Genomic DNA, 13,817 nt, shown 5'->3' with positions numbered 1-13,817 from the left:
TATACTTGATGGACAATTTTATGGGGCTGTTATGATTTCAAAAAACCAACTCAAACTTATTCGCCAACTTGGCCAAAAAAAGTACCGAAAGCAATATAATCAATACCTTGTACAGGGTGAAAAAAACGTACTTGAGTTATTAAACAGCCCATTAAATGCGGTTAATATTTTTGCTACTGATGAATTTATAAATGCGTACCAAGGTGAGTATCAGCACGCTAATTTTATTGAAGCGGATGAAGAGACCCTCACTAAAGCAAGTACATTAGTTAGCAATAATGCAGCCATTGCTATTGTTGATATGCCAAGGGCGGCTTTACCACAATCAAGTGGCTTAATACTCGCGCTTGATGGCGTATCTGATCCTGGTAATTTAGGCACTATAATTAGAGTAGCCGATTGGTACGGTATTAAACATATAGTAACTAGCACCGACAGCGCAGACGCTTACAACCCTAAAACAATTAGCGCCACAATGGGCTCATTTGTAAGGGTATCGGTAAGCCAAGTAGATTTACCTGATTACTTACAGTCTTTAAATTTACCTGTTTACGGTGCTTTTTTAGATGGACAAAGTGTACATAAAACCCAATTTACGGGCTCAGGCGTTTTACTAATGGGCAGTGAGTCGCATGGTATACGCGAGACATGTGCAAATTTAGTGACCAATAAAATCACCATTCCCGCTTTTGGTGGAGCAGAGTCGCTTAATGTTGCAATGGCAACCGGTATTATTTTAGATAACTTTAAACGACAAGCTTAATCTATTAGTAAATTATGGGTTAAATTGTTTATGACAAATAACAATAATAAATTGGTAATAACAATAAGATGCGCTTAAGCACCATTAAATTAGCGGGCTTTAAATCGTTTGTAGAGCCCACTAAAATTCCATTTCCTGATCAAATGACGTGTGTTGTAGGCCCCAATGGCTGTGGCAAATCCAACGTTATTGATGCAGTACGATGGGTGCTAGGCGAAAGCTCTGCTAAAAACCTGCGTGGCGATGCCATGACCGACGTTATTTTTAATGGCTCAACTAATCGTAAAGCCATATCGCAAGCTTCTGTAGAGCTTGTTTTTGATAACGATAAAGGTAGTCCTTCAAACACATTTGCCGATCGAAACCAAATTGCAATTAAGCGTTTAGTAACGCGCGACGGGCTGTCGCTGTACTTTTTAAATGGCAGTCAATGCCGTAAGCGTGATATTACCGATATATTTTTAGGTACAGGTCTTGGTCCGCGTAGTTACGCGATTATTGAGCAAGGGATGATCTCGCGCTTGATAGAAAGTAAACCACAAGAATTACGCGCATTTTTAGAAGAAGCCGCTGGCGTTTCTAAGTACAAAGAGCGCCGCCGCGAAACACAAACACGCATTAAAAGTACCCGCGAAAACCTTGAGCGTTTGTTAGATGTGCGTAAAGAGCTGCAAAGCCAGTTAGATAAATTGGCTGTGCAGTCGGTTGATGCAAAAAAATACCGCGAGTTAAAAGCGCAAGAGCGAACGTTAAAAGGGCAAATTGCGGTTTTAAAATGGCAAAAGTTACATCAGCAGCAACTTGAAAAAAGTGCCCAAATTAAAAAACTTAATGGTCAAATTTCGTTTTTTAAAACCGCTAATTCAGGGCATGACGATGTACTTGCAAGCCTAGAGGGGCAAGTACAAGCCCAGCAAGATAAACTAAGCGATGCACAGCATCAGCAACATGTAATACACACAGAGCTTACCCGCGCTGAGCAACAGCAAATAAATGTAAAGCAACAAACTCAAACGCTTAAACAAAATTTAATTAAATTACAGCAACGCCAAACCCATAGCACTGAAGTTAAAACGCAGCAGCAAATTGTGTGCGAGCAACTAAATGAAACCCTGCAAGAGGCAAGTGAAAACGCGTTAATGTGCGAAGAGCAAGTTAGGAAGTTAACGCATGAGCTTGAGGAATTATTAGCACTGAAGCAGCGCTACAATACACACTGGCAAACTTTGTGTGAGCAACAGCAACAACTTAATAATAATGCGCAACTGCATAGCAGTCACATTAAACAAACTCAGCAGAAAATAAGCCACGTTAACGAGCAACTTAATCAGTTAAATGCGCAGCTTACTGACTTACAAAGTAGCGATGTAGAACAACAATTAACGCAGCAAACACAGCAAACACAAACATTAACCCAAGAACTTGCCGCTAAACAAACAGCGCACACGCAGTGCAGTGCTCAGCTTGAAGTGCAAAATGAGCGTGTTAATAACTCACAAAAGCAATATTCGACGCTTACTCAAACAATAAACGAGTTAAAAGCTAGTATAACAGGGCTTAAAAGTACATTAGGGCTTGATGAAGAAAGTGAAAGTACTAATGGTTTGTTTAATCAGCTAAGTGTTAAAGAAGGCTTTGAGCCCTTAATAGAGCAAGCACTTAAATCGCTAGAGAACTTAAATGTAAGTCAGCAGCAAGCTGATAATAGTGTGTGGCCAATTAGTGGTAAGCACATTGCTGAAAATAGCTTAGCTGCATTCATAACAAGCGGCGTGTACCCAGATCATTTAACGCGCATTGCTTATAGCGAGAGCGGTGATCTAACGCTCTTAAAAGATGCTTATTATACAGCCGTTATGGATAAAAACGGTGCTTTATATGGTCGTAACTGGCATGTAAGTGCCGATCGAAATGCAGAAAACTCATTACTTTTAAAACATAAGCAATTGCAGGATAAAGCTCAGCAGTTAACCAATGCCGAGGATGAGCTAAAACAAGTAACACACACTCGTGATGAACATACAGCTGATCAAATAAAGTTAATTAACGAGCAAAGCGAGCTAAAAGAAGCCATACATGAGCTTGCGCAAAATATAGCAGTAGCCGGTACACGCAGCGATATGCTCAAACAGCAAGTAGCGCACTTTAAGCTGCAACTAGAAAAGTTACAGCAACAAAAACAGCAATTAACCACTGCGCTTTTGCAATTAAATAAAGTGCTTGATGAGCAAACAGAGCAATTTGAAGTGTTAAATGAGCAGCAACTTAACTTAGCGGATGAGGTAGACGCTGCAAATAGCCTGCGCTCACAAAGTGATAAAAGTTATAGCGAAGCATTAAGCATGCTTGAGCAATATAAAACGCAAGCGCATAAGGCAACGCTCTCAGAGCAAAAGGCACGCAGTGAATGGCAGTTAAGCCAAACCAAATTGAGCCATGCAGAGCAAGAGCACGTTAGTGCATCTGAAGGTGCGCAAGAATTACTTAATGAAATAGAAGAGCTGCTGATCCCAGAGCAAGAACTGGGCGATAAAATAACGCAGTTTTTAGCGCAGCATCAAAAAGGCGAGCAGGCACTGGTATTGCTACAAAAAGAATTAGCTCACGCTAAAGAAAGTTTAAATAGCAAGCAAGCAAGTCTTAAAAACTCACAAGGTGAGCTGGTGGGCTTGCAAGAGCAGCATCAAAAGCTAACAATTGAAGAGCAAAGCTTACTAATAAAAGCGCAAGTTGCGCTCGAGCCATTAGAAGAGCTAAAGCAAAGCTTAAAAGCAATACTTGATGAATTACCTGATTCATTGAATTTAAGTGCAGCGCAAAATCAGTTAACCGGATTTACTAATCAGTTAGATAAATTAGGTGCAGTAAACTTAGCGGCAATTGAAGAATTTGATTTAGCTAAAGCACGCAGTGATTATCTTGATAATCAATTAGATGACTTAACAAAAGCGTTAAATACCCTTGAAGGTGCAATTCGTAAAATTGATAGTGAGACCAAAACACGCTTTAAAGCGACGTTCGATCAAGTAAATGAAGACTTTGCAGAGCTATTTCCTAAAGTTTTTGGTGGTGGTAGTGCGTATTTAGAATTAACCAGTGACGATTTACTTGAAAGTGGTGTTAGTATAATGGCACGACCACCTGGTAAGAAAAATTCAACAATTCATTTGTTAAGTGGTGGAGAAAAAGCGCTGACCGCATTATCATTAGTGTTTTCTATATTCAGGCTCAATCCAGCTCCTTTCTGTATGCTGGACGAAGTAGATGCACCATTAGATGATGCCAACGTTGTGCGTTTTTGCCGTTTGGTTGAAGAAATGTCACAATCAGTGCAGTTTATTTATATTAGTCATAATAAAATTGCGATGGAAATGGCAGGTAGATTAACAGGTGTTACTATGGCAGAACCTGGCGTATCGCGTATGGTTGCTGTAGATATAGAGCAAGCTGTGCAACTTGCACATGCATAAATTTTTATAACAAGTGTATTAGTTTTTCATTAATATACAGGCTTTAGGCATATCAAATAATAAAAGGTGAGGGGATGGCCGAACAATTAAGATGGGTTTTAATCGTTATCAGTGTAGTTGTCATTGGTGGTTTATTAATACATGGATTGTGGTCTGTGAGAAAAAAAGACCGCCCAGAAGTATCTGATAACGAGCGGGTTGAGCCATTACAAGAAAGCGCACCGGCTTCATCTAAGCCTTTTCGTAATGAGGCTGAGCCAAAAGAGCCAATGCTAAGCGAACGTGATGAGCCACAGTTTGGCGAGCTTAACTTTGATGCAAATGAGCCGCAAATAGATACAAGCGTGCCAGAAGTGCCGATTGAAGATGACCTAGAAATAGTTGATGACCTAGAAGCAAAAGAGCAAAGCGCTGAAGAAGCACCTGCCCAAATGTCTGACTTTGTTATTGTACATATTCAAATGCCAGAAGAGCTTAGTATGCAAGGCAGTAAATTATTGCCAGCAGTTAACACTTTAGGTTTTAAATATTCTGAGGAAGGCTTTTTTAATCGCCACTTAGATCCGGCTGGTCAAGGCCCTGTTTTATTTAGATTAGTAAATATGTACAACCCAGGTACGTTTGATATTGATAATATGGAACAATTTAGTACCGCTGGGGTAAGCTTATTTATGACATTACCGTGCGACGGCGATGGTCTAGCTGCATTTAATATGTTGCACAGCGCAGCTAAAAAGTTAGCGGATGAATTTGGTGCGCAAATTTTAGATGCTGAACGAAATGAAATGACAGTAGATCGCGTAAGACAATATGTTGAGCAGGTTCGTTCTTTTTCAGCGTAAATAACGCATACATTATATTTTTATAAGCCACTGGACGGTGAATCGTCAAAGTGGCTTTTTTTATGTTTATTGAGGTTTAAATGTCTAGCAGCATTAGTGAGCAAGTTAATCATCTTCGTACTACATTAGAGCAACACAACTATAATTATTATGTGCTCGACACCCCCAGTATTCCTGATTCTGAATACGATAGGTTATTACGCGAACTAAGCGCACTAGAAACCGAGCATCCTGGATTTTTAACCGCCGACTCACCTACACAAAAAATAGGCGGTGCAGCACTTAGTAAATTTGAGCAAGTAGCGCACCAAGTACCCATGCTCTCACTTGATAACGCCTTTAGTGAAGAAGAATTCACTGCGTTTAATCGCCGCATAAAAGAGCGCTTAATGAGTACTGATGAGCTTACTTTTTGTTGTGAGCCAAAACTTGATGGTTTAGCTGTATCAATTATTTATCGCGATGGTGTGCTTGTACAAGCGGCTACTCGAGGTGATGGTTTTACCGGTGAAAACATTACTCAAAATGTTAAAACCATTCGTAATGTACCGCTCAAGCTACGTGGTGATTACCCAAAAGAGCTTGAAGTTCGCGGCGAAGTATTTATGGACAGCGCTGGCTTTGATAAATTGAATACTGAAGCAGAAAAACGTGGTGATAAAGTATTTGTTAACCCGCGTAATGCAGCAGCGGGGAGTTTGCGTCAACTCGACTCTAAAATTACCGCTAAACGCCCACTCATGTTTTATGCGTACAGCACCGGGCTTGTTGCTGATGGCAGCATTCCTGAGGATCACTATCAGCAATTAGAAAAGCTGACTGATTGGGGGCTACCTTTGTGCCCAGAAACAAAATTAGTTGAAGGTCCAAAAGCCGCGATCGAGTACTACAGCGATATTTTAACGCGCCGTGGTGAGCTTAAATATGAAATTGATGGCGTAGTAATAAAAATAAATCAAAAGACCTTACAAGAGCGTTTAGGCTTTGTAGCACGTGCTCCTCGTTGGGCTATTGCGTATAAGTTTCCGGCGCAAGAGGAAATAACCCAACTACTTGATGTTGATTTTCAAGTCGGTCGTACTGGCGCCATTACACCGGTTGCACGTTTGAAGCCCGTTTTTGTGGGTGGCGTTACCGTATCAAATGCAACGCTTCATAACAGTGATGAAGTTGCACGTTTAGGCGTAAAAGTAGGTGATACAGTTATTATTCGCCGTGCTGGAGATGTAATCCCACAAATAACGCAAGTTGTACTTGAGCGCCGCCCTGATGATGCCAGAGATATCGAATTCCCGACGACTTGCCCAATCTGTGATTCTCATGTTGAAAAGGTTGAAGGCGAAGCTGTCGCTCGTTGTACGGGTGGGCTTGTATGTCCTGCACAACGCAAACAAGCAATTAAACACTTTGCGTCACGCAAAGCGCTGGATATAGACGGCCTTGGCGATAAAATTGTTGATCAGTTAGTAGATAGAGAACTTATAAAAACACCCGCTGATTTGTTTATTTTAAAACAAGGACATTTTGAGTCACTTGAACGAATGGGACCTAAGTCAGCCAAAAATTTAGTAACAGCCCTTGAAGAGGCGAAAGGCACTACGCTTGCTAAGTTTTTATATTCATTAGGTATTCGCGAAGCAGGTGAGGCAACAGCACAAAATTTAGCTAATCACTTCCTTACCCTTGAAAATATAATAAATGCCAGCATTGATAGTTTAACGCAGGTAAGTGATGTAGGCGAAATAGTTGCAACACATGTTCGAGGCTTTTTTGATGAAGAGCATAATTTAGAAGTTGTTAATGCGCTTATAGAGCAAGGCGTAAACTGGCCAGCGTTGAGTGCACCTTCTGAGGAAGAACAGCCGCTCGCTGGGCTTACATATGTACTTACAGGTACGCTTAATACACTTAATCGTAATGATGCAAAAGCCCGATTACAACAACTTGGTGCCAAGGTGTCTGGTAGCGTATCGGCTAAAACAGATGCGTTAGTGGCGGGTGAAAAAGCAGGTTCAAAACTCACAAAAGCACAAGACCTAGGCATAGACATACTAACTGAAGACGATTTGATTAAACTTTTGGAAAAATATCATGGATAGTATTTTACATTTTTTAAATACACTGCAGTTAAGTACTGGGCAATGGCTACTTGGTTACGTAAATAATATCGCTATGTTATTTACGGTATGCTTAGTGTCATTATATGCAAACGACGTGATCAAACTAACAAAAAGCACGGTTTCCCGATATAACTTTGTCATTAGAGTGTTGTGTTTTGTATTAATTACCGCTTTTGGCTTTGGCTTTATGGTTGTTTGGTTAAGCCCACTTATAGCCAAAGGGTTGTTGTTTTTTGGAAAAAAATGGCTGACAGTCACACTCATAATCGCATTTTTTGTCCTTGGTACAATTGCAGATAAAAAAAATCAACTATGAGCCGATACGGACCCGAATACTGGGATAAGTATGGGAGCTACCGGACGCCTGTTGCATTTCATTTAAGTGTGCTTGTGCTATTACGCAGTTATTTTATTTGGGTTATTGCGGCTTTGAGCCGCAGACCCGAACTGGATTTAATGTCGCTATTTTTTAAAAATAAAAATGACTTCTTTATCGCAATCGCGATTGGGAGTATTGCAATAATACCGACTATTTTATTTTGTTTACGCAGACCCCGAGACTCACACAGTACGAGTGATAGGTTAGCAAAAATATGGCGACATATGCGCTGGCCTCTTATTTTATGTGCCGTTGTTGATTTAACATGGTTAAGCATTCAAGCAGCGCATAGCCATTATCGATTTTCATCATTTTTAGCAGTACAAATGATGATAGTTTTATGGGTACTGTGGTATTTGGTTAAAAGTCGTTACTTAACCGTTTTTTTTAATGACTGGCCCGAGCCGACCGAAAAAGCATCAGAATAAAAAAAGCGACTTTAAAAGGATTAGCTATGGACGCTGCAAATAAAAAAATAGCGATAGCGATGTCACTAATAGGGTTAGTGCTCATTATTTTAATGATTGCCACTGAGCTTTTAGAGTTTATGTGGTTTAAAGCGTTACTTGGGTTGTGGGTGTTTGTTTTTTGCTCAAGCGTTTATAGGTTAACGCCTCTATTTAAATCAAGAAACCGGTTAGAGGATTTTATTCAGAGAGATGCCCAACACTTATTACTTTTTAGTTTGATGGGATTTTTTGATAAAAAGCACGGCCCAGATTGGTTAGTTATTGAGAGTATAGAGCGTATAATGACTAAGGATGACGAGCTAATAATACACAACAATAATGAGCACCAAATAAGTGTTAGTTTACCTGCAAAAAAAGCAGAACTAGATAGTTTTATTAAACGAATACTTACTAATTCAGAAAAGCAAAATATTACCTTTAGCTAGGGAATTTACCTTTACGGCTGAACAAGCTTTAGTTTTAACGGTCAAAACTCTTTAGCTGATCTTTAGAGTATTCGATAACGTAATAATTAACCGTAATTTCTATAGCTATATAGGCTACGGTTAATTAACTATTCAATGAGGTTATTATGTTGAAGTGGAATGATGTTATTAACTTTGCCATTAACGGCAATCCTACCCCAAGTAAAAAAGTAATCAAAACTGACGAGCAGTGGCGGATGCAACTATCAGAAGATGAATATTACGTTACACGTAAAAAGGGAACAGAGCGCCCAGGTAGCTCGAGTAGTTGTACATTACTCGAACCAGGTAAATATGTGTGTATTTGTTGTGATAATTTATTGTTTGATGCAGATGAAAAGTTTGATAGCGGCACTGGTTGGCCGTCATTTACGCAACCAGCGACAATTGAAGCAATTGGTTATGTAAGCGATACAAGCCATGGTATGCAGCGCATAGAGGTGATTTGTAACGTGTGCGATTCGCACTTAGGCCATATCTTTCCAGATGGTCCATTGCCAACAGGCTTACGTTATTGCGTTAATGCCGCATCAATGAAAAAACTCTAATATTTTATTTACTAGCACTTTGAATATCTAAACTCATTTCCTTTGCTATGTGCAAAATCTTATCTAAACGCTGCGTCTGATCTGCCTGTAATTTAGCTTTATCGAGAAGGACGTAGCATCTTTTAGCAAGTTCGATGTTAAATGAGCTGCCAGATTGCTTAGTTGAATCAAATAGGCACTGTAATAAATTAAGTGCGATACTTTGATTACGAGGCATAACCCTAAATGCTTGTGTAAAAGCTTCCAGAGCAGTATTTAATTGGCCTCTGTTAAATTGATGAACGGCATGGTTGTTAAGTTCTTTCGGACCCATTTTAATATCGCGTCGCTCACTTTGTTGTTGCTGAATATAACGTAAGTAAGTTGTGTCGTTAATTGTCGGATGCCTTTCGCAGTGACTAATTATTTTAGTAAATAAGGTCTGCGCCTTTTGATGAAAGCCTAATTCATGAAATGCTTTTGCTTTATCAAGTGCCCCATCGACCGAGTGGATATGAGCATCGTCATCATCAAGTTGCTCTATTAACTTTTTCGCCTTTTGATGCTCGTCTTTTAAATAATGTAACCGAGCATTAAGTATATCAATTTGTGCCTGATTTTTACTATTAGGGAACTGTTCTTTCAAGTCATTAATATACCTATTGGTTTGCCTAGAAATTCGTTGTATTTGATCCGTTTGATCTGTCGTTAATGCGAAGTCGATACCTGCACGTGCTGCATTTAAATACACATCCGGATGGTCGTGTATTGAGTGCTTTGCAAAGGTGGCAATATCTTTTTGAGTTAAATAATTTTTTTCGTAGTCGTGATTAATTAGCGACACATTACTTAGCGATTTTTGGCGTGTAATATTTCGTGGTGCAATTTCTGCTGCTTGACTTAGAAATTGTTGTGCTAAATCATATTGATTTAGTTTTATTTCTAATCTACCCAGTAAATCGAGGGCAACTAAACGAGTTTCTTGACGCTCTAACATTGTTGTAAGCATCCGCTGCGCCAAAATATGCTCATTATTCGCTATAAGCGCCTCTACTAAGCCAACCTTTGCCCAAGCAAATTTTTGAATGTTTAGTACAGATTTAAAAAATTCTTTTGCTTCTTGAGCTTGTTTTAAGCGAAGTAGAGCATCACCTTTCAAGCGAAGCAAAATAGGGCTGTAAATATTGTTTTTCTTCCCCAATGCGATGTCAATATGTTTAATTACTTTAGAATCGTTACCGTCATCAATAAAAGTGTATATCGCTTTTAAGTCGTGTTTGCGCTTTAAAATTCGTTCAATACGTGTTTTAAGTTCTTGCACTGTAAAAGGTTTTACTAAGAAATCATCAGGTTGGAGTTCAAGAATACTATGAACAAGCGATCCACTGGTTTCTGAAGAGATAAAAATAAACCCAGTCGAATTCTTTATGAGTTGTTTTACACGTAATTCTTCATAAAGTTGATAGCCATCTTGATGCTTATTTAAATTGAACGAGCAGACAATTAGATCAAATCCTTCATTTGAGCACTGCTCTTTTACAGAGTTTGCGTGATCGGCAAAACGCAATTGCTGAAAGCCAAGCCTTTCTAACGATTGTTTCATATAGCTTTGAGTAAGTGGTTGCTCCTCGACTATAAGTATTTTAGCTTTTGAGTAGATCTTAGTTGGCATGGGCTTAAGCGTTATTGTATTTAACACAGACTATAATCAACAGTTTAAGTGCTTACAAGGGAATTTGAATGATAGCTGTATTTATTAGGTATTTAATTTTTTCTAATACGTTTTTCTAGCTATAAAGCCTAATAGTACGATTAAAAATTGTATAGATAATAATAGGTTCGACGGGGGATCGTGGATTTGATACCTGTGACCCCGCTATTGTTTGTAAAGGGTGGCGATGCTATTTCTCAAACTGCTGAGTTAATTACGTAGAATTTATGTATTGAGTTTTTATAAAGTTATTAAATGTATCTAACATGGCAAAGAGGAGTTATTACTAGAGGAATTATCTGATGATATTTATATGTGGTGGGTGATACTGGACTTGAACCAGTGACCCTCGCCTTGTAAGGGCGATGCTCTCCCAACTGAGCTAATCACCCACATATAATAGGTATAACTGTTATTAAGTTATTTTTATCAATTAACAACTTAATGTGTAATTTGGTGGGTGATACTGGACTTGAACCAGTGACCCTCGCCTTGTAAGGGCGATGCTCTCCCAACTGAGCTAATCACCCAAATTACATTTTAATATGCACCACTGTAAATAGTGGTGGGTCGTACTGGACTTGAACCAGTGACCCTCGCCTTGTAAGGGCGATGCTCTCCCAACTGAGCTAACGACCCATATTAAAATTTTAAAACGCGACTATTAACATAATAATAGGTTTATATGTGGTGGGTGATACTGGACTTGAACCAGTGACCCTCGCCTTGTAAGGGCGATGCTCTCCCAACTGAGCTAATCACCCACATATAAATTAAAACACTACTATTAAGATAAATAGTACTGGACTTTAACCAGTGAACTTCGCCTTTACTTGTTAACAGAGGTGATGCTCTCTTTTTTCTAACTGAGCTAATTACCCATTTAGATACTTGTAATATGCACCATTCTAGGAATGGTGGGTCGTACTGGACTTGAACCAGTGACCCTCGCCTTGTAAGGGCGATGCTCTCCCAACTGAGCTAACGACCCATATTACTATTTTAAAACGCGACTATTATATAATAATAGGTTTTATATGTGGTGGGTGATACTGGACTTGAACCAGTGACCCTCGCCTTGTAAGGGCGATGCTCTCCCAACTGAGCTAATCACCCACATATAAATTAAAACGCTACTATTAAAATAAATAGTACTGGACTTTAACCAGTGAACTTCGCCGTTGCTTGTAAGTAGCGGTGATGCTCTCTTTTTTCTAAATGAGCTAACTATCCATATAGAATTTAGATGTGAACACTTTAATTAAAAAGTGGTGGGTGATACTGGACTTGAACCAGTGACCCTCGCCTTGTAAGGGCGATGCTCTCCCAACTGAGCTAATCACCCACATCTGAACAACATCGCATTGCTGCGTTGTTGTGGGGCGCTATTATAGATAGAGTTGAAAATGTGTCAACACTTGAATGATAAAAATGTACTGAATGAAGGTTTTATAAACAATAGGATACAGTTGAAGTCTATTTTATCATCAAATTTGATATTGCAGTTCAATTAAACGCCTAAAAGTGAGTAGAAATTATAATCCTATTAATCTTAAATTTAGTTTTACGATACTCATTGTTTTTTTATTGGAGTCGTTTTTATGATTATGAACAAGATGAATTAGCATTAGGGCGAGTTATTTAGTGGTAGAGCTGGTCTTTAAAAATAAATTTAATTTAAACTTCCCAAAACAAATCCTATTTACAGTATTCTTAAACTCTATTTTTGTACTTACTTTATTTCTATAAGCCAACCTAGCCAATTCGTAAAGACGCATTCTTCACTTCTAGCCCTTCGGGTTAAGACTAAATAGATCACATATAACTAGGGCGTGTTGACCTTTGTGGATTGAAATTTGTTCAATCTAGGGACAATTAAATCGCGGCGCGAGGTTTGTAACCTAGTGGGCTAAGTAAAAACCGAGCAACAAAGAGCTGATCGTCCCTAGGAAGAACCCAAAGGGCAGCGTATGTTTGGTATTTATGCGGCGTTATCGCCTATTCATGGGAATAACCACACTACATAGGCTCTGCCTTGCCTAAAAACCAAACATACTGCTGCAAATTAACCCACCAAAGATCAACACGCCCTGAAGTTTTGTACAAAGAATTACGAAGCTACAATGCTCTTTAAAAAATGTTCTTCAAACAATAATCGAGTATTTCTCAGTACGAGCTAAGCTGGTTATTATAAGTAATTGTAACTTTTAAAGGATTAAGGCGATTGGCGAGGCCTAAATTGGTAGTTTTTTAGATAAGTTAAATTTGCATATAAATGTATACCTTTGCTTTGATGCAATTTTGTTGCATTAAATAGGGGAGTAGGGTGTTGTTAAGTATTCGCTGCGATATAGTGATGTTATTATAAGCAGTAGGGCTAGAATCTTATTCAAATTGTATTTTTTAGCACGCTTGATAGCCAGTTTGTTGAAAATTAAACCATTTAAATAAAGCTAGGTAAAAAACTGTTGACTTTATTTTGGGTGGTGCATAGAATGCGCCCCGCACTAAGCGATACACGATGTGTTTATCACGACGGGTATTGATTAAGTTGGGGCCATAGCTCAGCTGGGAGAGCGCTTCGCTGGCAGTGAAGAGGTCTGCGGTTCGATCCCGCATGGCTCCACCAAAAATTAGTGTTTTGTCCTAGGGTAGCAGTTTTCTGTGTCCCCATCGTCTAGAGGCCTAGGACACCGCCCTTTCACGGCGGTAACAGGGGTTCGAATCCCCTTGGGGACGCCACTTAACTTTTATTAGTTAAAGGCGGTTTTACCGAGAAAATAGCGTTACAATTAAAGCTCGAGTCTTTACTTGTATTAAACGCAATTACCTTAAAGCTCATGATGTGAGTTAAACTTATCAACTGTCCTAGTGACACATTTATGTGTCCCCATCGTCTAGAGGCCTAGGACACCGCCCTTTCACGGCGGTAACAGGGGTTCGAATCCCCTTGGGGACGCCACTTACTTATTTTAAATAGGAAAGTGAAGTGTTATTAAGAAAGCTCGCCTGAAACGAGTCTAAAAATTCAGTTGTCCTAGTGACACATTTATGTGTCCCCATCGTCTAGA

General features: G+C 39.2%; 9 protein-coding genes and 10 tRNA genes. 11 read left to right on the top strand and 8 right to left on the bottom strand.

Features of this window, described 5'->3' with window-relative positions:
* Window positions 1-31: 31 nt before the first annotated feature.
* The 8 genes from GQR54_RS04640 to msrB all read left to right on the top strand — a co-directional run bounded on the left by GQR54_RS04640 (window position 32) and on the right by msrB (window position 9,056).
* Window positions 32-763, top strand: coding sequence for an RNA methyltransferase (locus GQR54_RS04640; RefSeq protein WP_166376697.1), 732 nt, complete (start codon window positions 32-34; stop codon window positions 761-763).
* Window positions 764-831: 68 nt separating this feature from the next.
* Entirely contained in the window at window positions 832-4,233 is a 3,402-nt protein-coding gene (locus tag GQR54_RS04635; protein WP_166376696.1) for an AAA family ATPase, read from the top strand.
* Between the two features lie 74 nt (window positions 4,234-4,307).
* Window positions 4,308-5,075 carry a cell division protein ZipA gene (gene zipA, locus GQR54_RS04630; RefSeq protein WP_166376695.1) on the top strand — a complete coding sequence of 256 codons (768 nt, stop codon included), beginning with the start codon at window positions 4,308-4,310 and terminating at the stop codon, window positions 5,073-5,075.
* A gap of 80 nt (window positions 5,076-5,155) precedes the next feature.
* A complete protein-coding gene (gene ligA, locus GQR54_RS04625) occupies window positions 5,156-7,174 on the top strand; it encodes an NAD-dependent DNA ligase LigA (RefSeq protein ID WP_166376694.1) in 2,019 nt (672 codons plus the stop codon).
* Window positions 7,167-7,511: a DUF3392 family protein gene (locus GQR54_RS04620; RefSeq protein ID WP_166376693.1), complete on the top strand. Its 345-nt coding sequence runs from the start codon at window positions 7,167-7,169 to the stop codon at window positions 7,509-7,511. The genes ligA and GQR54_RS04620 overlap by 8 nt, the downstream gene beginning before the upstream one ends.
* A complete protein-coding gene (locus GQR54_RS04615; RefSeq protein ID WP_166376692.1) occupies window positions 7,508-8,002 on the top strand; it encodes a DUF2919 domain-containing protein in 495 nt (164 codons plus the stop codon). Before GQR54_RS04620 ends, GQR54_RS04615 begins: the two co-directional genes overlap by 4 nt.
* Window positions 8,003-8,028: 26 nt before the next feature.
* Window positions 8,029-8,469, top strand: coding sequence for a hypothetical protein (locus GQR54_RS04610; RefSeq protein WP_166376691.1), 441 nt, complete (start codon window positions 8,029-8,031; stop codon window positions 8,467-8,469).
* A gap of 146 nt (window positions 8,470-8,615) precedes the next feature.
* On the top strand, window positions 8,616-9,056 hold the full coding sequence (gene msrB, locus GQR54_RS04605; protein ID WP_166376690.1) for a peptide-methionine (R)-S-oxide reductase MsrB: 441 nt from the start codon (window positions 8,616-8,618) through the stop codon (window positions 9,054-9,056).
* A 4-nt stretch (window positions 9,057-9,060) separates the two neighbouring features.
* On the opposite strand, the gene GQR54_RS04600 is transcribed toward msrB, so the two are convergent.
* The 8 genes from GQR54_RS04600 to GQR54_RS04565 all read right to left on the bottom strand — a co-directional run bounded on the left by GQR54_RS04600 (window position 9,061) and on the right by GQR54_RS04565 (window position 12,091).
* Window positions 9,061-10,707 carry a response regulator gene (locus GQR54_RS04600; protein WP_166376689.1) on the bottom strand — a complete coding sequence of 549 codons (1,647 nt, stop codon included), beginning with the start codon at window positions 10,705-10,707 and terminating at the stop codon, window positions 9,061-9,063.
* A gap of 355 nt (window positions 10,708-11,062) precedes the next feature.
* Window positions 11,063-11,138, bottom strand: a tRNA-Val gene (locus GQR54_RS04595).
* A 62-nt stretch (window positions 11,139-11,200) separates the two neighbouring features.
* A tRNA-Val gene (locus GQR54_RS04590) sits at window positions 11,201-11,276 on the bottom strand.
* Between the two features lie 33 nt (window positions 11,277-11,309).
* Window positions 11,310-11,385 (bottom strand) — tRNA-Val (locus GQR54_RS04585).
* A 49-nt stretch (window positions 11,386-11,434) separates the two neighbouring features.
* Window positions 11,435-11,510: transfer RNA gene (locus GQR54_RS04580), tRNA-Val, on the bottom strand.
* A 151-nt stretch (window positions 11,511-11,661) separates the two neighbouring features.
* Window positions 11,662-11,737, bottom strand: a tRNA-Val gene (locus tag GQR54_RS04575).
* A 49-nt stretch (window positions 11,738-11,786) separates the two neighbouring features.
* Window positions 11,787-11,862, bottom strand: a tRNA-Val gene (locus GQR54_RS04570).
* Window positions 11,863-12,015: 153 nt separating this feature from the next.
* Window positions 12,016-12,091: transfer RNA gene (locus GQR54_RS04565), tRNA-Val, on the bottom strand.
* 1,208 nt (window positions 12,092-13,299) lie between these two features.
* On the opposite strand from GQR54_RS04565, the gene GQR54_RS04560 reads away from it, so the two are divergent.
* The 3 genes from GQR54_RS04560 to GQR54_RS04550 all read left to right on the top strand — a co-directional run bounded on the left by GQR54_RS04560 (window position 13,300) and on the right by GQR54_RS04550 (window position 13,708).
* Window positions 13,300-13,375: transfer RNA gene (locus GQR54_RS04560), tRNA-Ala, on the top strand.
* 37 nt (window positions 13,376-13,412) lie between these two features.
* Window positions 13,413-13,488: transfer RNA gene (locus tag GQR54_RS04555), tRNA-Glu, on the top strand.
* Window positions 13,489-13,632: 144 nt separating this feature from the next.
* Window positions 13,633-13,708, top strand: a tRNA-Glu gene (locus GQR54_RS04550).
* Window positions 13,709-13,817 lie beyond the last annotated feature (109 nt).

The organism is Pseudoalteromonas sp. Z9A4, from assembly GCF_011378845.1.
In the GTDB taxonomy this organism is placed as follows: Bacteria; Pseudomonadota; Gammaproteobacteria; order Enterobacterales; family Alteromonadaceae; genus Pseudoalteromonas; species Pseudoalteromonas arctica.
Note: the sequence above shows the minus strand (reverse complement) of the source record. Positions and strands in the feature narration are given on the sequence as shown.

Bases quoted from the DNA above. Each gene is read 5' to 3' on its own strand.
- GQR54_RS04640 (WP_166376697.1), top strand. From the start codon at position 32: ATGATTTCAAAAAACCAACTCAAACTTATTCGCCAACTTGGCCAAAAA.
- GQR54_RS04635 (WP_166376696.1), top strand. From the start codon at position 832: ATGCGCTTAAGCACCATTAAATTAGCGGGCTTTAAATCGTTTGTAGAG.
- zipA (WP_166376695.1), top strand. From the start codon at position 4,308: ATGGCCGAACAATTAAGATGGGTTTTAATCGTTATCAGTGTAGTTGTC.
- ligA (WP_166376694.1), top strand. From the start codon at position 5,156: ATGTCTAGCAGCATTAGTGAGCAAGTTAATCATCTTCGTACTACATTA.
- GQR54_RS04620 (WP_166376693.1), top strand. From the start codon at position 7,167: ATGGATAGTATTTTACATTTTTTAAATACACTGCAGTTAAGTACTGGG.
- GQR54_RS04615 (WP_166376692.1), top strand. From the start codon at position 7,508: ATGAGCCGATACGGACCCGAATACTGGGATAAGTATGGGAGCTACCGG.
- GQR54_RS04610 (WP_166376691.1), top strand. From the start codon at position 8,029: ATGGACGCTGCAAATAAAAAAATAGCGATAGCGATGTCACTAATAGGG.
- msrB (WP_166376690.1), top strand. From the start codon at position 8,616: ATGTTGAAGTGGAATGATGTTATTAACTTTGCCATTAACGGCAATCCT.
- GQR54_RS04600 (WP_166376689.1), bottom strand. From the start codon at position 10,707: ATGCCAACTAAGATCTACTCAAAAGCTAAAATACTTATAGTCGAGGAG.